Annotated in this window: 17 protein-coding genes; 7 read left to right on the top strand and 10 right to left on the bottom strand. The window is 58.2% G+C overall.

All coding sequences use genetic code 11. From position 1 onward, the window contains the following. The first annotated feature begins 27 nt into the window (after positions 1-27). From malT to malK, 3 genes are all read left to right on the top strand, one after another. Positions 28-2,802 (top strand): HTH-type transcriptional regulator MalT, encoded by a 2,775-nt coding sequence (malT, locus tag RVM24_RS03895; RefSeq protein WP_431474991.1) that lies wholly within the window; start codon positions 28-30, stop codon positions 2,800-2,802. Positions 2,803-3,013: 211 nt separating this feature from the next. Next, positions 3,014-4,627: an alpha-glucosidase family protein gene (locus RVM24_RS03890; protein WP_431474990.1), complete on the top strand. Its 1,614-nt coding sequence runs from the start codon at positions 3,014-3,016 to the stop codon at positions 4,625-4,627. A 31-nt stretch (positions 4,628-4,658) separates the two neighbouring features. Next, positions 4,659-5,774 carry a maltose/maltodextrin ABC transporter ATP-binding protein MalK gene (gene malK, locus RVM24_RS03885; protein WP_431474989.1) on the top strand — a complete coding sequence of 372 codons (1,116 nt, stop codon included), beginning with the start codon at positions 4,659-4,661 and terminating at the stop codon, positions 5,772-5,774. A gap of 289 nt (positions 5,775-6,063) precedes the next feature. On the opposite strand, the gene RVM24_RS03880 is transcribed toward malK, so the two are convergent. The 4 genes from RVM24_RS03880 to malE form a co-directional block, all read right to left on the bottom strand. After that, the gene (locus RVM24_RS03880; RefSeq protein WP_011785425.1) at positions 6,064-7,269 is read right to left on the bottom strand and encodes an ISL3 family transposase; all 1,206 of its coding nucleotides are present in this window, start codon (positions 7,267-7,269) and stop codon (positions 6,064-6,066) included. Positions 7,270-7,520: 251 nt separating this feature from the next. After that, positions 7,521-8,411 carry a maltose ABC transporter permease MalG gene (malG, locus tag RVM24_RS03875; protein WP_058089505.1) on the bottom strand — a complete coding sequence of 297 codons (891 nt, stop codon included), beginning with the start codon at positions 8,409-8,411 and terminating at the stop codon, positions 7,521-7,523. Between the two features lie 10 nt (positions 8,412-8,421). Beyond that, a complete protein-coding gene (gene malF / locus RVM24_RS03870) occupies positions 8,422-9,963 on the bottom strand; it encodes a maltose ABC transporter permease MalF (protein WP_431474988.1) in 1,542 nt (513 codons plus the stop codon). Between the two features lie 109 nt (positions 9,964-10,072). Next, positions 10,073-11,272, bottom strand: a complete 1,200-nt coding sequence (malE, locus tag RVM24_RS03865; protein ID WP_230712529.1) for a maltose/maltodextrin ABC transporter substrate-binding protein MalE — start codon at positions 11,270-11,272, stop codon at positions 10,073-10,075. 263 nt (positions 11,273-11,535) lie between these two features. On the opposite strand from malE, the gene RVM24_RS03860 reads away from it, so the two are divergent. Next, positions 11,536-13,365 (top strand): alpha-amylase, encoded by a 1,830-nt coding sequence (locus RVM24_RS03860; protein WP_431474987.1) that lies wholly within the window; start codon positions 11,536-11,538, stop codon positions 13,363-13,365. Next, on the top strand, positions 13,365-14,249 hold the full coding sequence (locus RVM24_RS03855; protein ID WP_431474986.1) for an aldo/keto reductase: 885 nt from the start codon (positions 13,365-13,367) through the stop codon (positions 14,247-14,249). Before RVM24_RS03860 ends, RVM24_RS03855 begins: the two co-directional genes overlap by 1 nt. A gap of 1 nt (position 14,250) precedes the next feature. Here the strand turns inward: RVM24_RS03855 and RVM24_RS03850 are convergent, their stop codons facing one another. The 3 genes from RVM24_RS03850 to edd are packed head-to-tail and all read right to left on the bottom strand — an operon-like array spanning position 14,251 to position 17,678. Next, positions 14,251-14,853 carry a uracil-DNA glycosylase family protein gene (locus RVM24_RS03850; protein ID WP_431474985.1) on the bottom strand — a complete coding sequence of 201 codons (603 nt, stop codon included), beginning with the start codon at positions 14,851-14,853 and terminating at the stop codon, positions 14,251-14,253. 42 nt (positions 14,854-14,895) lie between these two features. Continuing rightward, positions 14,896-15,861: a glucokinase gene (locus RVM24_RS03845; protein WP_431474984.1), complete on the bottom strand. Its 966-nt coding sequence runs from the start codon at positions 15,859-15,861 to the stop codon at positions 14,896-14,898. Further along, the gene (gene edd, locus RVM24_RS03840; protein WP_431474983.1) at positions 15,858-17,678 is read right to left on the bottom strand and encodes a phosphogluconate dehydratase; all 1,821 of its coding nucleotides are present in this window, start codon (positions 17,676-17,678) and stop codon (positions 15,858-15,860) included. Before edd ends, RVM24_RS03845 begins: the two co-directional genes overlap by 4 nt. 163 nt (positions 17,679-17,841) lie before the next feature. On the opposite strand from edd, the gene gap reads away from it, so the two are divergent. Together gap and pyk are read left to right on the top strand one after the other, a co-directional pair. Then, positions 17,842-18,846, top strand: a complete 1,005-nt coding sequence (gene gap, locus RVM24_RS03835) for a type I glyceraldehyde-3-phosphate dehydrogenase (RefSeq protein ID WP_058089498.1) — start codon at positions 17,842-17,844, stop codon at positions 18,844-18,846. A 22-nt stretch (positions 18,847-18,868) separates the two neighbouring features. Beyond that, entirely contained in the window at positions 18,869-20,317 is a 1,449-nt protein-coding gene (pyk, locus tag RVM24_RS03830; protein WP_058089497.1) for a pyruvate kinase, read from the top strand. Between the two features lie 81 nt (positions 20,318-20,398). On the opposite strand, the gene RVM24_RS03825 is transcribed toward pyk, so the two are convergent. Genes RVM24_RS03825 through zwf form a run of 3 tightly spaced genes read right to left on the bottom strand, consistent with a single transcriptional unit; the run spans position 20,399 to position 23,283 of the window. Beyond that, the gene (locus RVM24_RS03825; protein WP_058089496.1) at positions 20,399-21,049 is read right to left on the bottom strand and encodes a bifunctional 4-hydroxy-2-oxoglutarate aldolase/2-dehydro-3-deoxy-phosphogluconate aldolase; all 651 of its coding nucleotides are present in this window, start codon (positions 21,047-21,049) and stop codon (positions 20,399-20,401) included. 52 nt (positions 21,050-21,101) lie between these two features. Further along, the gene (gene pgl, locus RVM24_RS03820; protein ID WP_082888526.1) at positions 21,102-21,815 is read right to left on the bottom strand and encodes a 6-phosphogluconolactonase; all 714 of its coding nucleotides are present in this window, start codon (positions 21,813-21,815) and stop codon (positions 21,102-21,104) included. Then, positions 21,808-23,283, bottom strand: coding sequence for a glucose-6-phosphate dehydrogenase (zwf, locus tag RVM24_RS03815; protein ID WP_058089494.1), 1,476 nt, complete (start codon positions 23,281-23,283; stop codon positions 21,808-21,810). Before zwf ends, pgl begins: the two co-directional genes overlap by 8 nt. Positions 23,284-23,483 lie beyond the last annotated feature (200 nt).

Below are 23,483 nucleotides of genomic sequence, written 5' to 3'. Positions count from 1 at the left end.
CTGGCTCGGCCAGAGGACAATAATAAGATGTCTGAGAAACCGTTCATGCCAACCACACCGGCGCCATCAAACCTGACCTTTATTGCCGCTAAAACCAGCGCCCCTTTGCCGCCGGCCGGCTTGTTAGCCCGGGAAAAATTTAACGACCTGCTGCAAACCCAGGAGCCGGTCTCCCTGTTGCTGGTTCATGCCCCGGCAGGCTATGGCAAAACCACCACCCTGGCCGAACGCCTGGACGAACTGGAGGCAAAGGCCGCATGGTACCGCCTGGAAAATACCGACAACGACCCCGTCCGGTTTGCCGGGTATCTGGCCCATGCCCTTGATCAGATTGTCGATACGCCGGATATGCCTGCGTTTGATCCAACAGAGGGCCAGCAGGGTCACGGTCTCGAATCATTTCTCACAGAACTTCTTGCCGGACTGCCACCTTCTGAAGATCCCAGTTACCTGGTGCTTGATGACTACCAGGTCATCACCAACCCGGAGATTCATCAAGGGCTCCGGTTCCTGCTGCGACATCTGCCGCCCTACCTCACTCTTGTTGTCATATCCAGAACACTTCCGCCCCTGGGTGTTGCCCAGCTCAGGATGAAGGGGCAAATGATTGAAATTACCAGCAGGGATCTCGCCTTTGATGCCGATGAGGCGCAAAGCTACTTCGAGCAACGGCTGCCATTTGAGGTTTCCCGGGAAAACATCGAGCGGGCGGTTCGACGGGTAGAAGGCTGGGTTTCGGCGCTGCAACTGTTGTCTGCCTCCGCCCGCACCAGCATCGAGTTCAGTCATTTTGTCGACCAGCTTGACCAGGGTAACCAGCACATTTTTGACTACTTTGACGAACTGGTCGGGCAGGACCTGAGTGAACAACAACGCTCCTTCCTCCTGCGCACCAGCATCCTTGACCGTTTCAACGCGGGCATGGTCATGCGGGTGATGAACGATTCCGATGGCCAGGCACTGCTCGGCAGCCTGCTGGCCATGGGGTTGTTCATCACGCCCGTTGATAACAGCGCGCTCTGGTTTCGTTATCACCAGCTGTTCTCCGTCTACCTGCGGCACCTGCTTGCCAGTACCACACAGGAAAATCAGAGAGCCTTGCACCAGCGCGCCACCGATGCGTGGCTGGAGCTGGACCACGCAGAGGAGGCCGCCCGGCATGCAGTCGCCGCAGAAGACCCGGAGCGCATTACCCGGGTTCTGAATCAGCATGGCCGCAAGTTCTTTACCGAAGGCCAGTTCACGCTACTGCAACGATGCCTGGACGCCCTGCCCCAGAAAATCATTGCAGAAGATCCAACACTGACGTTGCTTCGGGCCTGGGTAGCCCAGGGACAATACAAGTTCGACGAGGTAGAAAACTGGCTATCCGCCGCTGAGACCCAACTGAAAGCGGTCATGAGCGAGGAGTCCCAGCGGACAGTCCATGGCGAATTCAGTGCCATCAGAGCCCAGGTGGCTATGAACTATGGCGACAGCGACCGCGCCCTGGCATTGGCACGGGAAGCGGTAGCGCAAGAAGCCGCCTACCTGCCCACCTCACGGGTTGCAGCTGCTTCGGTTCTGGGTGAAGCCCTGTTTGTCCGGGGCGAGCTGCAGGAGGCCTTGACCCGGATGCAGGAAACCGAACATATGGCCCGGGCCCATCAGGCGCACCAGAATGTGATCTGGGCCCTGTGCCAGCAAAGCGAGATCAGCGTGGCCATGGGGCTTTTACAAAAGGCCTACAACATTCAGGAGCGGGCATTTCAATATGCCGAAGAGAACCAGCTGAACCACCTGCCCATTCTCGAGTTCCTGTTCCGGATCCGCAGTCAGGTGATGTGGGAATGGCATCACCTGGAGAGCGCGGAACGTTGCGCACTCCAGGGCATAGAGATTCTGGAAGCCCAGGGCGAACGCTGGTATGTCCAGAGCTACACCACTCTGGCCAAGGTTGCACAGGCCCGCGGCCGCCAGAGCCTGTGTGCGGACTACATCGCCAAGGTCCAGAAGATGCTCGCCGCTGGCGACTACCATCTGGATTGGGTTGCCAACGCCCATGCCACCATGCTGACGTACTGGGACGCCGTGCGGGACCAGGATGCCATTCAGCGTTGGCTGACCATTGCACCACCGTGTAAACCGGAGGCGGCAACCAACCATTTCTATCAGTGCAACGGTCGAAACCGGGCCCGTGCCCTGATGAGTCTGGGCCAATATCAGGACGCCCGGCCAATCCTGGAGGCACTGACCAGCGTTGCCGGCCAGATCGGCCTGAAAACCGACCTTAACCGCAACCATATCGCGCTGGCCTATCTGTTCTGGCAGATCGAAAATCGCGAAAAGGCTCTGGAACACATGCGCCTGGCCCTGGAACTTGCCAGCACCACCGGCGCAGTGGGAAGTTTTCTGCGCCTGGGCAAGGTGCTGATCGTCATTCTCAAAGCGCTGATCAACGACGGCCTGATTGAGGGCATGGAACAACAGCGGGCCGAGCGCCTGATTCAGCTTGCCCAACAGCAGCGGGATTTCAGCCGGGCGATCCGGATTTCCCTGGACGAAGCCATCATCCAGGACATCATCGACCGGCCGGATGTGCCGGAACTGATTCGCACCTCGCCCCTGACCCGGCGAGAGTGGCAGATACTGAGCCTGATTCATGCCGGCCTGTCCAACGACCAGATTGCCGAGCATCTTAAAGTGGCTTCCACCACGGTGAAAACCCACATCCGCAGCCTGTACCAGAAGCAGAACATCAGCCACCGCTCCGAAGCGATTGAACTGGCCAAGGACCTGCTGAGCAAAATCCAGGGGGAGTGAGCCGGTCTCGGCTCCTCCGCCCTTCACGCCCACTACTACCCCATACGCCCCGCTACGCCCCCCTCCTCCCCCCGGCTACGCCGACAAAAACACGGGCAGGAGGATGAACCACCCAAGGCAACATCGCACCATGGCAGGTGTATTGATCGGTGGGGATTCGCCTCCATCGCACAACAAGAACTTTTCACCACCAGGGTGTAAGTGAGGCAAGATGAGCAGAAATCCGGACTGGTGGCGTGGCGCCGTTATCTATCAAGTGTATCCACGCAGTTTCTATGACTCTAACGGCGACGGTGTAGGCGACCTGCCCGGGGTGACCGCCAAGCTGGACTACATCGCCAGCCTGAATGTGGATGCCATCTGGCTGTCCCCGTTTTTCACCTCTCCGATGAAAGACTTTGGATACGACGTCTCTGACTATCGCAATGTCGACCCGATATTCGGAACCCTGAAAGATTTCGATGAACTGATCGCCGAAGCCCACAAGCGGGGCCTGAAGATCATGATCGACCAGGTGCTGAGCCACTCTTCCGACCAACACCCCTGGTTTGTGGAAAGTCGCCAGTCCCGTGACAATCCAAAAGCCGACTGGTATGTGTGGGCCGACCCCAAGCCAGACGGCTCTCCGCCCAACAACTGGCTGTCGGTGTTTGGCGGTTCATCCTGGGCCTGGGACAGTCGCCGCAAGCAGTACTACCTGCACAACTTCCTGGCCAGTCAGCCAGACCTGAACTTCCACAACCCGGAGGTTCAGGAACAGGTGCTGTCCGATGTGAAATTCTGGCTGGACCGGGGAGTTGACGGGTTCCGCCTGGACGCCATCAATTTCTGCTTCCATGACCGCAAGCTTAGGGACAACCCGCCAAGCAAGGCATTGCAGGAAGGCTCGATCGGTGTTCGCAAGGAAAACCCCTACGCCTACCAGCATCACAAACATGACAAGACCCAGCCGGAGAACCTGACGTTCCTGCAGCGGCTCCGCGTGCTGCTGGATCAGTACCCGGGCACCACGACCGTGGGCGAGATCGGCGATGATGATTCGTTGCAGACCATGGCAGACTACACCAGTGGCGGTGACAAGCTGCACATGGCCTACTCGTTTGACCTGCTGACCGAGCAACATGGTGCCGACTTTTTCCGCAAGACCGTGGACACCATTGAACAGAAGCTGACCGACGGCTGGCCGTGCTGGGCTATTGGCAACCACGATGTGGCACGGGTGGCCACGCGCTGGCAGGCCCGCTCGGAACAACAACTTAAAGCCTACATGGCCATGTTGCTGACACTGCGGGGCAGCGTGTGCATCTACCAGGGTGAAGAGCTTGGCCTGACCGAAGCGGAGCTCCAGTACGAAGACCTCGTGGACCCTTACGGCATCAACTTCTGGCCAGAGTACAAGGGCCGGGACGGCTGCAGGACTCCCATGGTCTGGCACCACGAAGAAACCCACGGCGGCTTTTCCAGCACCAGCCCCTGGCTGCCCGTGTATGATGATCATTACAACGCCGCCGTTGCCCTGCAGCATGCCGAAGAGAATTCCGTGCTCACCGCCTACCGGAGTTTTCTGGGCTGGCGTCGGGAGCAGGCTGTCCTGCTGGAAGGAGACATCGAATTCCTCAAGAGCCCGAAAGACACACTGGTGTTCGTCAGGAGTCTTGGCGAGGAACGCTTGATCATCGCTCTGAACCTGAGCGAGACCGGAAATACCGTGACGCTGCCGGCGCAAGGCTCTCCCATGACCGGAACCCCCGATTTCATCGGCGGTCAATGGCACGGCAAACAACTGAAACTGGGGCCCTGGGGTATTGAAATCGCCAGGCTCTGACGGGTGACCATCGAACAAGAAGATAAACGCTATGGCCAGTGTAACCCTGAGAAATATCTGTAAAAGCTATGACGACGCCCAGGTAACCAAGAACGTGAACCTGGACATCGATGACGGCGAGTTTGTGGTGTTCGTCGGCCCCTCCGGCTGCGGCAAGTCGACACTGCTGCGGATGATTGCCGGGCTGGAGGACATAACCACCGGCGACTTATACATCGGAAATGGCCGGGTGAATGACCTGCCCCCGAAGGAACGGGAAGTAGGCATGGTCTTCCAGTCTTACGCCCTCTACCCCCACATGGATGTGGCGGAGAACATGGCCTTCGGCCTGAAGCTCGCGAAAACCCACAAGGACGAAATCAACCGGAGGGTTCAGGACGCCGCCACCCTGCTGCAACTGGACAAGCTCCTGGAGCGCAAGCCCAAAGACCTGTCTGGCGGCCAACGCCAGCGGGTCGCCATCGGCCGTACCATCGTTCGGGAGCCGGCGGTGTTCCTGTTTGACGAGCCGCTGTCCAACCTGGATGCCTCGCTGCGCGTTCAGATGCGGATCGAAATATCCCGCCTGCACAAACGCCTGGGCGCCACCATGATTTATGTCACCCACGATCAGGTGGAAGCCATGACCATGGCCGACAAAATCGTGGCTTTGGATAACGGCTGCATTGCCCAGGTGGGCAAGCCCATGGAACTCTACCACTATCCGGCCACCCGCTTTGTGGCGGGCTTTATCGGCTCACCGAAGATGAACTTCATCGACTGCCAGGTGGCTTCTGCCAGTAACCAGTCGGTCACCGTGACCCTGCCGGGTGACCATCAGCTGGAATTGCCGGTGAATGGTCATAACCTGCTTGAGGGCGAAAACGTCACTCTGGGTATACGTCCGGAACACCTGACCGAAGACCAGGAGGCCGACATGTACCTGCAAGGTGAGGTTCACGTTGTCGAGCGTCTGGGTTATCAGACCCTGGTGCACCTGGACGTAAACAACGTGGAGGGCGTGCTGACCATGCGCACCGATGGCGGTAACCCCGTTCAGGAAGGCGCACCCATGACACTGGGGCTGAATGCCAACAAATGCCATCTGTTCCGGGAAGACGGCACCGCCTGCCCCCGCCTCTATAGGGAACCGTGCATCGACTTCTAGGGCCCTGCCCGCTTCTGATTTGATCTGCAGTACACTCTCCTTGGCCGGTATTCGTTACCGGCTTTTTTGTGCCCCCTACCTTGACCTCACTGGTGACAGCCGGCCGCACGCCCATGTGGGAGGCCCTTTCCAAAACACGCTGTGAATACATCCCTGTACGCTCGGCTCCGCCATCCCTGGCTCCGCACGGTTTTGGAAAGGGCCTCCCACATGGGCGCGCTACATCAGGCGATAGGCAACCGGAATCAAGGGGCTGTGCACCATCCTGTTAAGTCCACAAAAAAAAGGTTCATCGCGCTTTACCGGGAAATGCTGCTTTTATCTTCAGAAAGAAGTAGTCGTTATCCCGGTAGCCGTAGGCCACCCGCTTGATCACCTTGATCTTGTTGTTCATTCCCTCCAACACACTGGTGTTCAACCGGTAGACCGCGCTGGCGATAATGCCGTCGACGTAGCCCTTGAGGCGCCTGGCAAACTGCTGCACGGGGGCCAGCCCACTACTCATAGCCAGATTTAGCCAGTCTTGCCAGCGTTGTCTGGCATCGGCCTCTGAGGGAGCGTACCAGAGCTCTTTGAGCTGGTCTTTCAGGACGTAGACAGTCATCAGGGGCTGGTTGGCTTGCAGCAGTTCTTCGAGCTTCAGAGCCTGCTCGTCCTTGAGGTTGCCTCGGTTTCTGAGCAACAGCCAGCGACTTCGTTTCACTACTTTGCGAGCCGGCTTGTCGTGTCGAAGCTGATTGGCCTGATCGACCCGGACACGGTCAATCACTTCCCGTCCGAACTTTGCTACAACGTGGAACAGGTCATAGACCACCCGTGCTTGTGGGCAGTGGTGCTGAACTTCCAGGTCCATGGCGGTATTCATATCCATCGCCACGGCTTCGATCTGGCCACAGGTTTCCGGCCCCAGCCATTCAAAGAAGGGGCGTACCGCTGCTCGACTGCGGCCTTCTCCAACCCAGAGGACTTGTTGAGTATCCGCATCAATCGCCACGGTGGCGTAGCGGTGTCCCTTGAACAAGGCGAACTCATCCATGATCAGTCGACGAATCCGGCGTTTATCTGGCTCAGTCACTTCTCGTTTGAGGCGCCGATGGTCGATGGCCTTGACCGTATGCCAATGCAACCCTAGCAGCGTTGCCACATGTTGGATCGGCATCAGTCGTACCAGGGATTCAATCCAACTGACCATGCCTGCCGTCAGACGCTGTCGCCCTGGTAACCAGCGAATCTGTTCAAGCTTGGGGCCACAGGTCGTACAACGAACTCGGCGAACTGGCACGTCCAGCCAGACGCGGTATTGGAACAGGTCGCGTTCTCGGACTCGTCGGGTGCTGATGTCATGGATGGCAAGCGTGTGCTGATTACAACCACTGCAGCATGGCAAGTAATCGTCGGCAGGTTGCAGTCGGATGAGCAGAGATTGAGCGTCAATCTGGGCATACGATTCTATCGTGAATCCTTCCCAGAACAGGGCAAGAGGATTAGCATTCATAGGGACGGCGGTGAGTCGGTCAGGTTTGTTGTTTTGGCGAACTCAAAACTAACCGGTTTGACCGCCGTCTCCTACTTTTTCACGCTAACCCGCGATGAACCAAAAAAAAGCCCGGTCAGCAGGGGGGATAACTCTGACCGGGTCGCGAAAGATAACGCGGGAAGACGCAGGTCGCGTAAGGAAGCCGTGCGGGATCTTCCGCTACGGCCTGGGAGAGCGGGCCCTCGCGGGCCCTGAGAGCAACAACAAAGCTAGCCTTTAACACCACCGGCGGTCAGCCCGCCGACAATCCACTTCTGGCAATACAGGAAAATCACGGTGATCGGCAGACCAGACAACACCGCCGCCGCGGCAAAGTCGCCCCACAGGTAGTTCTGCTCGTACAGGTACTGCTGAGCACCCACCGCCAGGGTCAGCTTGTTGGTATCCACCAGCAGCACCGAGGCCATCGGGTATTCCATGATGGTCATGATGAACGCCAGGATGAACACCACCACCAGAATGGGCACCGACAACGGCAGCAGGATGTAGCGGAATGCCTGCCAGGTGGTGGCACCGTCAACGATGGCGGCTTCCTCCAGTGACCGGTCGATGGAATCGAAGTAGCCTTTAATTGTCCAGATGTGCAGCGCCATGCCGCCCAGAGAGGCCACGATGACGGCACCATGGGTATTCAAACCCAGCCAGCTGACATGATTGCCGATCTGGTCGAACAACGCATACAGCGCCACCAGGGACAGCACCGGCGGGAACATCTGAAAGATCAGCATGGATTTGAGTACTGCGCCTTTGCCCGCAAACCGCATGCGGGCGAAGGCATAGGCACTGGTGGTAGACAATGCCAGAATCAGAATGGACGAAACCACCGCCACCTTGATTGAATTCCAGAGCCAGAGCAGCACAGGAAACGGCGGTTGGGTAGTAATGCCGGCGTCGTCTGTGTAGGGAATACCCAGCGCCAGATACCAGTGTTCCAGCGAGGGATTCTCCGGCAACAGGCTACCGGAGGCAAAGTTACCGCTGCGGAAGGAGATGGAGATCACCATCAGCAGCGGGAACAGAATCACCGCGATAAATGCCAGCATGCCCAGATGGGATGCCAGCACACGGTATTTAGTGGAGCGCGGTTGAACCATCGCCATGGGAAGCTCCTTATACCTTGACCTTGGACAGTTTCAGGTTGATCAACGACAGCGCGCCAACCACCAGGAAGATCGCTGTGGCGATGGCAGCCGCCAGCCCGAAATTCTGCCCGGAATCCTGGAATGCAATGCGATAGGTGTAACTCACCAGCAAATCGGTTGTGCCAGCGGGCGTGCTGGCTCCGATAATATCCGGTGCGCCACCGGTCAACAGGGCAATCAGAACAAAGTTGTTGAAGTTGAACGCAAAACTGGCAATCAGCAACGGCGTTAGCGGTTTGATAATCAGCGGCAGAGTGATGTTGAACAGATTGCTGATGGGCCCGGCTCCATCCATTGCCGAAGCCTCATAGAGATCCCGGGGGATAGCCTGCAACAGGCCCATGCACAACAGCATCATGTAGGGATAACCCAGCCAGGTGTTGACGATAAGAATCATCGAACGGGCCAGGGCCGGATCACTGAACCAGTCCGGGCGAACACCGAACAAACCTTCCAGAACCAGGTTGATCTCCCCGAAGTTCTGGTTGAACAGACCTTTGAATACCAGAATCGAGATGAAGGCGGGCACCGCATAAGGCAATATCAGCATGGTGCGGTAAAAGCCCTTGCCTCGAATCTGGTCCCACTGCAGCAGATTGGCCAGTACCAGCCCAAGCGCCAGGGTAAACACCACCGTTGCCAGGGCGAACGACAGCGTCCAGACAAAAATCTGCAAAAAGGGCCCGCGAATACTGGGGTCGCTCACCACTTTCAGATAATTGTCCCAGCCAATATTAACTGTCCAGCCCGGAGAAATGGCATTGCCATCGGCGTCACGGTAGAACCCCGTCTCGTGGTCTGGAAAGTAGGTTACACCGGTTTCGTTATTGGTCAGGGTTTCGTTGTCGTGCAGCGTAAAACGGCTGTGTATCGCCGCGAAGGAGCGCAAGCTCGCCAGGCTCAGCTCCCGGCCATCTTCGGTGACCAGCTTCAGCTTCGACAGGTCGCTACGCAGCTGGATGATGTCACGGATGGCCAGAGGCTCGCCCTCCGGGAGGTCCGCGGATGGCAATACCGGGAAACGGGACTCTTCCGTTCCCAGTTCAATGGGGGGCGACACCAGGTCCTGATGGACGCCGTCCAGGTGCAGGACATAGCCTTGATCAGTCTGAAACAGCTGGTAGTCATAGCGAACCGACTCGGATTGGTAGGTCCGGCCAAGCAGGTTTTCTTTCACCTGGTCAAAGCTCAGAAGATTACTGGCGCTGTAATTGGTGAACCCGATGCCCACTGTGTACATCAGTGGGAAGATCACAAAAACGCCCATACCGGCGACCGCCGGAAATATGTAACGATGCGCATAGAGCTTCCGGCTGACAAACACTGCCACGGCAGAGGCAGTCAGTACCAGAAACAACATGGCGAACACAAATTCGCGCTGGGCGTACAACGCCAGGATCAGGTAGAGCGCCGCTATCAGCAATGCCGCCAGCGTGCCCCACTTCAGGAATACTCGTGTCATGGAGTGTCTGCTATCAGTCGCGGAGGGAGACAGGGTTTCCGTTATCATTGTAGTCAGCCTGTAGGTTGCCGTCGCCTTGGGGCAACGGCTTCATCACTCAGGGTCCGGCATGACAGGCCGGGCAGGCGTTACCCTGCCACGGCGCAATCACAGGCGATCAGCGGGTAATGCGCTGGGCCGCGGAGTTGAGGGCGTCTTCCACGGACTGGCGTCCAGAGGTAATGTTCTGAAGTGCCGGCCCCATGGAAGACCAGAACGCACCCATGGCCGGTACGTTAGGCATGGGCTCACCCAGCTGGGCGTTCTCGAAGGTGGCCTTGATGTTGTCATCGGAGGACAGTTCCTCCATGAATTCCCTGTTGGCCACAGCACCCAGGGGAACATCGTCGTTCACCATCTTCAGGCCTTTCACAGACAGCGCGTAGTTCTCAAGGAACTCAACGGCCAGGTCCTTATTGGGGCTTGCAGAATTCAGAGTGGCAGCCATTACACCAACCATGGGCTTGCCAGGTTTGCCGTCAATCGCCGGAATGGTAGCCACCCCAAAATTGATACCGCTCTTGCGAAGGTTGGCCCAGGCCCAGGGGCCATTGATCATCATCGCCGTCTCGCCTTTGTTAAACGAGGATTCCATAGCACTGTAATCCGCTCCACGGGGCATGACGCCCTCTTCGATCAGCATCGCCAGCGCCTTGGCACCTTTCATGGCACCGTCGTTGTTAACGCCGGTATCCTTCACATTAACGCTACCGTCGCCATTCTCGCCGAAGATATAACCGCCAGCGGCGGCCAGCATCGGCCAAGTGAAGTAGGTGTTGTTGTAATCCCACAGGATGGCTCGCTTGCCATCCTCTGCCAGTTTCTTGTGAATCGCCGGGATGTCTTCAAACGAAGCGGGCGGCTCCGGCAGCAAATCCCGGTTGTAGATCAGGCCGATGGACTCAACGGCCATCGGGTAGCCGTACATCTTGCCGTCCACGGTGACGGCTTCCCAGGTAAAGTCGTAGTTGGCATCAATGACATTCTGGGAGGGCTGGATTTCAGAAATAATGCCGCTCTGCGCCCATTCGCCAAAACGGTCGTGGGCCCAGATGAAAATGTCCGGACCGTTTCCGGTCGCGGCCGATTGCTGGAACTTGTCGGTGGCGCTGTCCGGGTGAGCCACCTCCACTGGAATGCCGGTCTCTTCGGTGAACCAGTCGCCCACCTCCTGCAGGCCGTTGTAGCCTTTGTCACCGTTAATCCAGACCAGCAGTTTGCCTTCTTCAATACCAGCGAATGCGGGTGATCCGGCGCCCAGGGTGGCGGCCATTACCGAAGCGGCGAGCGTGCTGCGAATAAAAGTTCGACGATTCATCAGGTCTTTCCTCTGTGTGTTCCTGCCTTTTTGTTCTTGTCCGGCCTGCCAAGAGGTCGCCTGGCCGGGCTTGCCGCAAAACCTTCTTTTGCGAGTGTTCAAACTGTGTTGCAAATCCGGGGAATAAGCATCACCCCTTATATCATTCCCCGAGGCGTAGAACGGGGGAGTAGTAGGGAGTAGAAAATTCCTTCTACCCGTTAACCCATGACTCTGGTTTTATGTGTCCAACAACAACGACAATCCGACCTGGAGTCATTGCCATGGTTCACATTACTTTGCCGCTCAAACGCCGGCTTCTGCTGTCTGCCTTTCTTGGGCTTGCTGGTTGTACCACCACTGTCGACGGGCCCGCTCAGGCGATTCCCGGCCCTCCGGCGCTCAATGATAGCAACGTTTTCTGCGAGGCTTCCCGGACTGAGTTGGTAATTCCGGTTAGCGGGGCCTTTGCCGAGGGCACTCTGGTGAGGGATTTCTACACCGGCAACACCGCCCGCGTGCGCGATGGCCAGGTCACGATGACTCCGGACGATAACGCCGAGGGTCTGCTATTGCTGGAGCCGGTAGACGAGACGGCACACGCCTTTACCTGGGCCGGCGCCACCGTCTACTTCGCGGTGACCGACAGGTTTGCCAACGGCCGCACCGATAACGACATCAACTACGGCCGGCAAAAAGACGGTAAAGATGAGATTGGCACCTTCCATGGCGGCGATTTCGCCGGCCTGACCCAGAAACTGGATTACCTGGCCGATCTGGGCGTCGACGCCCTGTGGATTACCCCACCCTTCGAGCAGATGCACGGATGGGTTGGCGGCGGTGACCGTGGAGATTTCCGGCACTATGGCTACCATGGCTACTACGCCCTGGACTTCACGGTGCCAGATGCCAACTTTGGCACCCGGGAGGAATTCCGGGCCCTGGTGCAACAGGCCCATCAGCGGGGTATCCGGGTGGTCATGGATGTGGTGATGAACCACCCCGGCTACAGCTCCCTTCAGGATATGCAGACCTTTGACTTTGGTGCCCTGCACTCGGGTTTCGAAAAACACCTGCCGGAGCACTGGGGTGACTGGCGCCCGGAGTCCTGGGAAAACCATCATGCCTATCACGCCTTCATCGATTACGATCACGCGGACTGGCGTAACTGGTGGGGCAAAGACTGGGTGCGGGCCGGTATCGCCGATTACGACACGCCACCCAGTGCATCCGTCGACCCGGTACGTGGGTCCCTCGCCTTTCTGCCGGACTTCAAGACCGAATCGACCAAGCCCGTGGAGCTGCCAGTCTTCCTGCGAAATAAAGAGAGCAGCCGGGCGGAACACCTGGACAACGCCACTGTTCGCGAGTACCTGATTACCTGGCTCACGGATTGGGTAAGGGAGTTCGGTGTTGACGGTTTTCGGGTAGACACGGCCAAGCATGTAGAACCCGACGCCTGGCGTGAACTGAAAGCGCGGGCGCAGGAGGCCCTGGACGATTACCGCGAGAGACACCCGGACACTGCCCTGCCCTCCGAAGAATTCTGGATGGTTGCCGAAGTGTTTCCGCACTCGGTTCGCAAGACCGGCTACTTTGACGCCGGCTTTGATGCTGTCATCAACTTTGATCTGCAGGCAGAGGCCAACGCAGGCGCCCGATGCCTGCAGGCTATGGAGCCAGTCTACCGCGAATACGCCGATAAGCTGCACGGCGATGACCCGTTCAACGTGCTGAGTTACATTTCCTCCCACGACACAAAACTGTTCGCCCAGATCGCCGGTGATGACGATACGCTGAAAAAACGCGCGGCCGCTGCCCTGTTGTTCACGCCAGGGGCAGTGCAGCTGTTCTACGGTGACGAGTCCGGCCGTGCCTTTGGCCCCACCGGCTCTGACCCTCATCAGGGCACCCGTTCTGCCATGAACTGGCAAGCCATAGAGGCAGGCGAGGTTTCCGACATCCTGAACCACTGGCGCACCCTGGGTCAGTTCCGCCAACGCCATCCCGCCATCGGTGCCGGGGAGCATAGGCTGATCAGCCAGCAACCGTATGTGTTCTCACGGCAGCACGGGAATGACACGGTGGTCATCGCGTTCGGGAGCAGGAATTGATGCAAACAGCCGGGCCCGAATATCTCAAAAAAACGCCACTGGTTGTCGGATTGATGCGCCTTCTGGAGCATCGGGAGCTGCACTCCCCGGGGGCCCTGGCCGACTGGATTACACAGTGCCTGGACGATGGTCTTGAGGTGTTTGACCATGCCGATATCTACGGTGACGGTGAATGCGAACGCCTGTTTGGCCAGGCCCTGCGGGCAGCTCCCCACCTGAAGCACAAGGTAAAACTCATCAGCAAGGCCGGTATCGTGCTGAAACATCAGGACACAAGCCCCTGGCGGAGCAAGCACTACCGGGCGGAGGCAGGTTATATCAGCGCCGCCATTGACGCCTCGCTTCAACGCTTGCAGGTAGACCAGCTACACACCTTCCTGATCCACCGGCCCGACCCGTTGCTGGACGCGCCAGCCCTGGCCAGGGTGCTTGAGCAAGCCGTCGAGTCGGGCAAGGTCGGGCATATCGGTGTGTCCAACTTTTTGCCGGTGCAATGGCGATGGTTACAACAAAACACCCATCTGCCACTGGTCTGCAACCAGTCCGAACTGTCTCTTGGCCACCCGCAACCACTCTTCGATGGTGGCCTGGAAGCCATGCTGTCTGACGGGCTACGCTGGCTTGCCTGGTCACCGCTGGCCGGTGGCAAGTTGCCGGAACGCATTCCAGAGCAACTGCTTACCGACGCCCAACGGGAAACCGGGCTCTGTGAGACGGGGCTGGCCATCGCATGGATTCGGCAACTGCCCGGCGCGCCGATTCCGGTGATTGGCTCGCTTCGGTCAGATCGGCTTAAAGCCGCATCGCGGGGCGCGCAGGCTGATCTGCCCCGGGGGCTCTGGTATGCCTTGCTCGAAGCAGTACAGGGGAACCCGGTACCCTGAGTCAGGCAGTCGAAAGCAATCCCCTGACACGTCCCTGAAGCGCCGGAATCACCTCCTTTTCAAACCAGGGGTTACGCCGCAGCCAAAGATTGTTTCGGGGACTGGGGTGCGGCATCGGTAGCTGCTGAGGCCAGTAATGACGCCACTGCTCCACATTGGCGGTCACCTTTTTGCTGCCGTCGGGCAGATGCCAGGCCTGGGCGCACTGGCCGATCAACAAGGTCAATTCGATATTGGGAAGGCGGGCCAGAAGGGCCTCGCGCCAGGTCTCCGCGCATTCCGGGCGCGGAGGCAGATCACCGGATTTGCCGGTGCCCGGGTAGCAGAACCCCATCGGAAGAATGGCCAGCTCCTTCTCGTTATAGAAGGTGCACCGGTCGATGCCCATCCAGCCCCGGAGCCGATCACCGCTGGGATCATTGAAAGGCAGGCCTGTTTGGTGAACCTTGCGCCCGGGCGCCTGGCCGACCACCAGGATCCGAGCCGTTTCACTTAACTGCACCACAGGGCGCGGCCCCTCCGGCAGTACCTCGGCACACAGCGTGCAGGCGCGCACACGGGCAACCAGTTCGGAAAAGGAAAGGTGGTCCAGATTGTCTGACATACTCCAGCTCTCCGTTTGCCTGCCCGACGCCATTTCTGGCCTTTAAACCTCCGGATTCGACAGGGCTTCAGCGGCGCCAAGCAGTCCGGTATAAGGCTCCGTCACGACGTAAACGGGCGTGGATTCCAGAAGGGGTCGCATTCTGCCCTTGTCCTCGAACCCGTTCCGGAACGGGCTTTCCAGAAAGAACTCGAGGATACGCGGGAGAATGCCCCCGCACAGGTAAACACCACCCAGGCTACCCAGCGTCAGCACACCATTGCCAGCCACCCGGCCAAGAATTTCACAGAAATGACGAAGGCTTTCCCTGGCCAGAGCATCTTCATTGGCCACGGCCGCCGCGGTGATTTTCTCCGGGGAATCCAGAGCTGCGGGTACACCCCGGATTTCCGCATGGGCCTGATAGAGATTCAGCAACCCCTGACCGCACAGAATACGCTCCACAGACACCCGGCCGAACCGGGCCCGGAGAATCCGCAACACGTCCATTTCCAGGTCATCCGTCGGTGCGTAGTCCACGTGTCCGCCTTCCGTCATCAGGGGCACCCAGCCATTGTTGATGGGCACCAGCCCCGACACGCCCAAACCCGTGCCCGGCCCCATCACCAACCGGGGCCGGCGTGGATCCCCCGGGCCACCGCAGACGTGTACCAGATTGGCTTCCGGAACATGGGGCACGCCCAGGGCCATGGCGGTAAAATCGTTAATGACCTTGAACGCCGACCAGGAAAACTGCCGGCGAATCTCTTCGGTATCGAAGCGCCAGTGGTTGTTGGTCATTCGAACCTGAGTACCACGGACCGGAGATGCAACCGCCAGGCACGCCTGACCAACTTCCTCGACCCCGACGCGCTGAAGGTAATCCACCACGGCACAGTCCAGGTTTTCGTAGTCACGGCAGGCAAGTACCTCGATTTCCCGGGGCCGCACGTCGCCCTGCACCACCAGAGCAAAGCGCGCGTTGGTGCCGCCGATATCACCGACCAGTGAATACTGCTTGTCTGTCATGACTCGTGATTCCAGAAAAAGCTCGCCCCCTGTTCCGGATTGCTGGCCGACCGACGCAGCCAGCCGAACAGCTCCCGGCCAAACCCGTGATGATAGCTGCTAATGTCGGCTTTTTCAGGCTCACGGGCGGCAAGCTCCTGATCAGTGAGTTCAATACTCAAGGTGCCTTTGACGGCATCCAGGCGGATGAGATCACCGTTGTGCACCCGCGCCAGCGGGCCGTCGTCCAGAGCCTCAGGGTACACATGAATCGCCGCCGGCACTTTACCGGAAGCCCCTGACATCCGCCCGTCGGTCACCAAGGCCACTTTGAAGCCGCGATCCTGGAGCACTCCGAGGTAAGGCGTCAGCTTGTGCAATTCCGGCATGCCATTGGCTTTCGGACCCTGGAAGCGAACCACAACCACACAGTCTTTATCCAGATCACCGGCGTCAAACGCAGCCTTCAGCTCGTTCTGCTCATTAAACACGACGGCGGGTGCCTCAATCACATGATGCTCCGGGGCAACCGCAGATACTTTGATCACCCCCCGGCCAAGGTTACCGTCCAACACTTTCAGGCCACCGTCAGGGGCGAAGGGCTCATCCGCGCTACTCAGCACATCCGGAGCCAGGCTTTTCTCAACCGCAGGTTTCCACACCAGGCGCTCACCTCCCATCTCAGGCATCTGAGTGTAGCGCTCCAGGCCCTGCCCCACGACGGTCTGCACATCGTTATGCAGATAGCCGCCCTCGAGCAGTTCCCGAATCAGGAATGGCGTGCCGCCGGCTTCATGGAAGGCGTTGATATCTTCCTGCCCGTTCGGATAGATGCGGGTCATGGACGGCACCACCGACGACAGCTCTGAGTAGTCGTTCCAGTCAATGATAATGCCGGCGGCGCGGGCAATCGCAATCCAGTGAATGGTGTGATTGGTGGAGCCACCGGTCACCAGCAAGGCCACCAGCGCGTTGACGATAGCTTTCTCATCCACCATGTCGGCCAGCCCCAGGTTACCGCCATGGGGCCTGGACAGCTTGATCACCTGTTCGGTGGCGGCCCGGGTCAGCGAATCCCTCAGCGGCGTGCCCGGGTTGACGAATGCCGAACCCGGCAGATGCAGCCCCATCACCTCCACCAGTAACTGATTACTGTTGGCCGTGCCATAGAAGGTGCAGGTACCCGGGCTGTGGTAGGACTTACTTTCCGCTTCGAGAAGCTCATCCCGGCCAATTTTACCCTCTGCATACAGCTGGCGGATGCGCTGCTTCTCTTTATTCGGAAGCCCGGACGGCATTGGGCCGGCGGGAACCAGAATGGTGGGCAGGTGACCGAAGCTCAGGGAGCCAATCAACAGCCCCGGCACGATCTTGTCACAGATCCCCAGTAACAGCGTGGCATCGAACATATTGTGGCTCAGCGCCACCGCCGTGCTCATGGCAATGGTGTCGCGGGAAAACAGGCTCAGCTCCATGCCCGGCTGGCCCTGGGTAACGCCGTCGCACATGGCGGGCGTGCCGCCGGCGAACTGGGCCACCGAGCCCATACCGCGAGCCGCCTCACGGATAACGTCCGGGAATGTCTGATAGGGCTGGTGGGCAGAAAGCATATCGTTATAGGCCGAAACGATCGCCACATTCGCCTTGTTCATAAACTTCAAGGTGTCTTTGTCCTGCTGACCACAAGCCGCAAAGCCGTGAGCCAGATTGCCGCAGGACAAGGTGCTGCGATGCGGAGATTGCTCCTTCAACGTGGTCATTCGAGCCAGATAGTCCTGCCGGGTAGGCCGGCTGCGTTCGATGATCCTGTTCGTGACCTTGGTAATGATGGGGTGCATGGCAGACTCCGTGATTTCACTTATGTTTTGCTATATGACGTAAGTTTACTTACTTTTTTTCATCATTACAGCCAATCGACATTCATTTATGAAATTTTTGTTGTTATATTTACTACATCAATCCTGAAGACTGAACAAAAAACCGACAACAAGGAGTCTGGTCATGACTATCCGCATCGCCATCAACGGATTTGGGCGTATTGGCCGCAACATCCTGAGGGCCGTTTACGAAAATAACTACCGAAATCAACTACAGGTAGTCGCCATCAACGATCTTGGCGACGCCGAAACCAACGCTCACCTATTCAAATACGACAGTGTACATGGCCGATTTGCCGGTGTGGTCAGTCACGACGCAGAATCGCTGACCGTCAACGGCGACCGTATCGCCATTACCGCCATCCGCAACCCGGAAGAGCTGCCCTGGAAAGACTACCACGTGGATGTGGTGTTCGAGTGTACCGGGCTGTTTACCAACCGGGACAAAGCCGCCGCACACCTCAACGCCGGCGCCCGGAAGGTGATTATCTCCGCCCCATCCGCAGACGCAGATGCCACCGTTGTCTATGGCGTCAATCACCAGGAACTGACTGCCAGGCACCAGATCATTTCAAACGCCTCCTGCACCACCAACTGCCTGGCACCGGTGGTGGCTGCCTTGCACAACACCGTGGGTATCGAGAGTGGCCTGATGACCACCATCCACTCCTACACCAACGACCAGAAACTGAGTGATGTTTACCACTCTGACCTGTACCGGGCCCGGTCTGCCACCCAATCAATGATCCCCACGAAGACCGGTGCTGCCGCTGCCATCGGCAAGGTTATCCCGGACCTGGACGGAAAACTCGACGGCCTGGCCGTTCGGGTTCCTACCATCAATGTGTCGCTGGTGGATTTCGGATTTATTGCCAACCGCAACACCAGCGTAGCCGAGATCAACGAAGCCGTCCGCGCCGCCGCGCAGAACAGCCCGATACTCGGCTACAATACCGAAAAGCTGGTCAGTATCGACTTCAATCACAACGCCCTGTCCAGCGTGTTTGACGCAAATCATACCCGGGTCATCGGCCGTCATGTAAAAGTCATGGCCTGGTATGACAATGAATGGGGCTTTTCAAACCGCATGCTCGACAACGCCATCGAGCTTATGAAAGCCGCTCAGTAACACCCAATAAAGGATCCACATCATGCTCAGGCGCACCAAAATTGTCGCCACACTCGGCCCCGCTACCGATACCCCGGAAGCCCTGGCCGCCATTATTGCAGCCGGGGTAGACGCCACCCGGCTTAACTTTTCTCATGGCAGTGCTGATGAGCATATCGCCCGGGCCCGACGGGTAAGAGAAACAGCTGCAGCCCAGGGGCGCTTCGTTGCCTTGCTGGCCGACTTGCAGGGCCCGAAACTGCGAATAGCAAGATTTGCTGAGAACAAAGTTATTCTGGTGGCCGGCCAGACCTTCGTTCTGGACGCCGCCATGGACAAAGAGGCCGGCACCAATGAGCGGGTTGGCATCGATTACGAGCAACTGATCGAGGATGTAGAACCGGGGGACATTCTGGTCCTCGATGATGGTCGCATCGAAATGGAAGTCCAGAGCGTGGATGGCCACAGCATCACATCCCGGGTTCTGATTGGCGGCCCGCTTTCCAACAACAAGGGCCTGAACAAACGGGGAGGCGGCCTGTCTGCCGAAGCCCTCACCGACAAGGACAAACAGGACATCGTCACTGCAGCCCGCCTGGGCGCGGACTATGTAGCGGTGTCTTTCGTTCGAACGGCCGATGATATGCACATCGCCCGGAAACTGCTACAAGACGCCGGTTCGGATGCCGGGCTGGTCGCCAAGATCGAGCGGGCCGAACTGGCCCATGACGAAGCGGCACTGGATGCCGTTATTCTGGCGTCCGACGCTGTCATGGTTGCCCGAGGTGATCTGGCGGTGGAAATCGGCGATGCCGAACTGGTTGGTGTTCAGAAACACATCATCTCCCGGGCGCGGGTATTGAACCGAGCGGTGATCACCGCCACCCAGATGATGGAATCGATGATCACCAACCCCATGCCAACCCGGGCAGAAGTGTCGGATGTGGCAAACGCCGTGATGGACTACACCGACGCAGTGATGCTGTCGGCGGAAACGGCCGTGGGCGACTACCCCACGGAGGCCGTTGAAGCGATGGTGCGCATCTGCCTTGGGGCAGAACGCCACCCTTCCATGCATCAGTCCAAGCACCGTATCCACGAGAGCATGGAGCGGGTTGATGAGGCCATCGCCCTTTCGGCCATGTATGCCGCCAACCATCTGGAGGGCGTTCGCGCCATCATCTGCATGACCGAAACCGGCGCCACTCCCAGACTGATGTCCCGCATCAAGTCCAGCCTGCCGATATTTGCTTTCTCACGGCACCACTCCACGCAACACCGTGTTGCCCTTTTCCGCGGGGTGCAAACCGTGCCTTTTGATTCCGCCAAGATTGCCAATGAGCAAACCAACGCCAATGCCGTTGCCGAACTCAAACGCAGGGGCGTGGTGAAGGAAGACGACCTGGTGGTGATTACCAAGGGTGATTACGTCAACGCCCAGGGAGGCACCAACACCATGAAGATTGTCCGTGTTGGAGCCGACATTCGCTGACGCCGGGCCCGAGCAACGCAGCCTGATAGCAAAAAGCCCACTCCTGGAAGTGGGCTTTTTCATGCCTGTGGGCAAACAACGTCACCTGAGCCGATCAAGACTGGCCCGCGCCACCTCGGTGATCACCTCCCACTCCCGGCGCTGGATCGCCTCCGCTGGCGTCAACCAGGAACCACCCACGGCCGCCACATTGGGCAGCGCCAGGTAGTCCCGCGCGGTATCCTGGTTAATCCCGCCAGTCGGGCAGAAGGTCACGTCCGGGAAAGGGCCCCGAAATGCCTTCAGCGCCGGCATACCGCCTGACACTTCAGCCGGAAAGAACTTGAATTCACGGTAACCCAACGAGTACCCCAACATCAGCTCGGAGACCGTGGCCACACCTGGCAATAATGGTGCCTCAGAGGTTAGCGCAAACTCCAGAATCGCCTCGGTAACACCCGGCGTAATCACGAACTGGGCACCCGCAGCCTCCACCTGCCGGTACTGGGCGATACTGGTTACTGTACCCGCACCAACCCATGCCTCGGGAATGGCTTTTCGAACCTGTTCAATGGCCCGCACCCCATGTTCGGTTCTCAGGGTAATTTCCAGCACCTTGATACCGCCATCCACCAACGCACGACACAAGGGAATGGCATCTTCCGGTTCATTGATGGCAATAACCGGCACCAGTGGCGAGGCACTGAGTACTGCCTGAACACGGTCTCTGTGATAATCGGAAAGTTGAGTCATATAGTTCTCCTGAATGCAGTTACTGACCGCTTTGTTTCGTACTGCCTCATCATCACGGACTCCAGAACACCTTCAGTCCAGGCTTGAGAAAGGCCCTGACCGGCATAGCCATAACGGCCTCCGGCCTGGCCATGGCTGCGGTCAGGGTATCCAGCTTGTCATTCCCCTTCAGGTGCAGGGCGGTATACCTGGCACCGGCCAACACCGGACGCGTCAAGGTAATGCGCTGCTGGGCCTGGGACGGCGGATTCATCGCCAGGACCAGATCCCTGGACTCCGGGTCCATGGCCGCTGGCAACTCCGGCGCGTCCGGGAACAGAGACGCGGTATGACCATCATTCCCCATACCCAGGATCAACACATCCAGCGGCAGTTTCAGCCCGGCAAGTGCAGAGCGAACCCGTGGCAGGCCCTCCTCAGGCGTTGCACCAACCTGCTTCAGAGAAAGAAAGCTGGCATTAGCAGCCCTGTTCTGCAGCAGATTCTCACGCACCAGGGTGGTATTGCTGGCCGGATCTCCCTCGGGCACCCAACGCTCATCGGCCAGGAGCACATCCACCCGTGACCAATCCAGATCCACCTGTGAAAGCGCCTTAAAAAACGGCAAAGGCGTGGACCCACCGGAAACCACCAGGCTCGCCCTGTCAGCTCTCTCCAGACGCTGCACCAGAAAACGGGCGACATCAGTGGCAAGGGCTTCAGCCACCTGTTGAGGATCTTCCCCCGCCTCCAAAACCACACCATCCGGCAGGCGAATATCAGGCATCTTCATACCAGCTTCTCCCATCCCGGGTAATCATGGCGATGGATGCCACCGGCCCCCAAGTTCCTGCGGCATAGCGTTTGGGTGGTTCGCCGCTGTCATGCCAGTTTGCAATAACCTGATCCACCCAGCGCCAGGCGTACTCAACCTCATCACGACGCACAAACAGGTACTGATTCCCCTTCATCACTTCCCACAGTAAACGTTCATAGGCATCAGGAATCCGGTCGGTTTCGAACGTCTCCGAGAACGTCAGCTCCAACGGCCCCTGGCGAAGGCGCATACCTTTATCCAGTCCCTGGTCCTTGGTGAGAATCTTCAGGGACATGCCCTCATCGGGCTGCAGGCGGATAATCAGTTTGTTGTTGGCCAGGTGCTTCTGGTCTGGATCAAAGATGTAATGGGGCGCCGGCTTGAAATGAATAATAATCTGGGACAACTTTTCCGGAAGCCGCTTGCCGGTACGGATATAGAACGGCACGCCAGACCAGCGCCAGTTGTCGATCTCCGCCTTCAAGGCCACAAAGGTTTCCGTCTCGCTGCCCTTGTTCGCCCCCTCTTCTTCCAGGTACCCCGGTACCGGCTGGCCGCCACTGGTGCCTGCGGTGTACTGGCCACGAACCACATGGCTGCCCATCAATTCCGGGGTAATCTGCTTGAGCGCCTTGAGCACCTTCACTTTCTCGTCGCGAATGCTGTCCGCGGACAGATCCGCCGGCGGATCCATCGCAATCAGGCAAAGCAACTGCAGCAGGTGATTCTGGATCATGTCCCGTATCTGGCCGGCCTTGTCAAAATACCCCCAGCGCCCTTCGATACCCACGCTTTCCGCAACCGTAATTTCCACGTGGGAGATGTGATTTTGATCCCACTGGGAAGCAAAGAGGTTGTTGGCAAAGCGCAGGGCAATCAGGTTCTGCACGGTTTCCTTGCCCAGATAGTGATCAATCCGGAAGATCTGATTCTCGTTGTATACCTGCCCCAACTCATCATTGATCACCCTGGAGGTTTCCAGGTCGTGCCCAATGGGTTTTTCAACCACAACCCTCGTCCGCTCATTGCAGCAACGGGTTGCCTCGAGGTTGCGGGCAATCACCCCGTACATTGATGGCGGAGTTGCCATGTAGACAATCAACTGGTTATCCGGCTCGTCCCGCCAGTCCCGAAGCGCCTGGTAGCCCTCCGGGTCATTGAAGTCGAGACGCTGATATTCCACTCGCTGGAGAAAAGACTGCGCGATATCCGGGTCAAACTCTTCGGACTTCACGTGTTTTTTCAGTTTCTCCAACAGCTGTTCTTTCACCTTGTCCGTGCCGGCCTCGGTTCGCGCAACGGCAAGTATGCGACTGCCAGGCGCCAGCAGGCCCGCCCGTTCAAGTTGATACAGGGCCGGGAAGAGTTTGCGCTGGGCAAGATCCCCCAGCGCCCCGAATAGCATTAGGTCACAACGGGTAGCGGTACGGTTGACCATCGGTTCCTTCTCTCAGTTTAAAGCGACACCAGCCGCCTGAAAGGCATAATGTAGTAATTTTATAAAAATAATGACAGCTTGACCGGCATTTTCCAAGGGTATTTTTCATTAATTGATATTTTTACTACACCAAAAAGTTCATAAACACGGTATAATCACTACAATTTCCAACAACGATGGCACACCCCGAGGGAGTACCC

Origin of the sequence: Marinobacter sp. KM021 (genome assembly GCF_050707965.1) — a bacterium.
GTDB classification, from domain to species: domain Bacteria; phylum Pseudomonadota; class Gammaproteobacteria; order Pseudomonadales; family Oleiphilaceae; genus Marinobacter; species Marinobacter shengliensis.
Note: the sequence above shows the minus strand (reverse complement) of the source record. Positions and strands in the feature narration are given on the sequence as shown.

Excerpts from the sequence above, each read along its gene's own strand:
- malT (WP_431474991.1), top strand. The coding sequence starts at position 28 with ATGTCTGAGAAACCGTTCATGCCAACCACACCGGCGCCATCAAACCTG.
- RVM24_RS03890 (WP_431474990.1), top strand. The coding sequence starts at position 3,014 with ATGAGCAGAAATCCGGACTGGTGGCGTGGCGCCGTTATCTATCAAGTG.
- malK (WP_431474989.1), top strand. The coding sequence starts at position 4,659 with ATGGCCAGTGTAACCCTGAGAAATATCTGTAAAAGCTATGACGACGCC.
- RVM24_RS03880 (WP_011785425.1), bottom strand. The coding sequence starts at position 7,269 with ATGAATGCTAATCCTCTTGCCCTGTTCTGGGAAGGATTCACGATAGAA.
- malG (WP_058089505.1), bottom strand. The coding sequence starts at position 8,411 with ATGGCGATGGTTCAACCGCGCTCCACTAAATACCGTGTGCTGGCATCC.
- malF (WP_431474988.1), bottom strand. The coding sequence starts at position 9,963 with ATGATAACGGAAACCCTGTCTCCCTCCGCGACTGATAGCAGACACTCC.
- malE (WP_230712529.1), bottom strand. The coding sequence starts at position 11,272 with ATGAATCGTCGAACTTTTATTCGCAGCACGCTCGCCGCTTCGGTAATG.
- RVM24_RS03860 (WP_431474987.1), top strand. The coding sequence starts at position 11,536 with ATGGTTCACATTACTTTGCCGCTCAAACGCCGGCTTCTGCTGTCTGCC.
- RVM24_RS03855 (WP_431474986.1), top strand. The coding sequence starts at position 13,365 with ATGCAAACAGCCGGGCCCGAATATCTCAAAAAAACGCCACTGGTTGTC.
- RVM24_RS03850 (WP_431474985.1), bottom strand. The coding sequence starts at position 14,853 with ATGTCAGACAATCTGGACCACCTTTCCTTTTCCGAACTGGTTGCCCGT.
- RVM24_RS03845 (WP_431474984.1), bottom strand. The coding sequence starts at position 15,861 with ATGACAGACAAGCAGTATTCACTGGTCGGTGATATCGGCGGCACCAAC.
- edd (WP_431474983.1), bottom strand. The coding sequence starts at position 17,678 with ATGCACCCCATCATTACCAAGGTCACGAACAGGATCATCGAACGCAGC.
- gap (WP_058089498.1), top strand. The coding sequence starts at position 17,842 with ATGACTATCCGCATCGCCATCAACGGATTTGGGCGTATTGGCCGCAAC.
- pyk (WP_058089497.1), top strand. The coding sequence starts at position 18,869 with ATGCTCAGGCGCACCAAAATTGTCGCCACACTCGGCCCCGCTACCGAT.
- RVM24_RS03825 (WP_058089496.1), bottom strand. The coding sequence starts at position 21,049 with ATGACTCAACTTTCCGATTATCACAGAGACCGTGTTCAGGCAGTACTC.
- pgl (WP_082888526.1), bottom strand. The coding sequence starts at position 21,815 with ATGCCTGATATTCGCCTGCCGGATGGTGTGGTTTTGGAGGCGGGGGAA.
- zwf (WP_058089494.1), bottom strand. The coding sequence starts at position 23,283 with ATGGTCAACCGTACCGCTACCCGTTGTGACCTAATGCTATTCGGGGCG.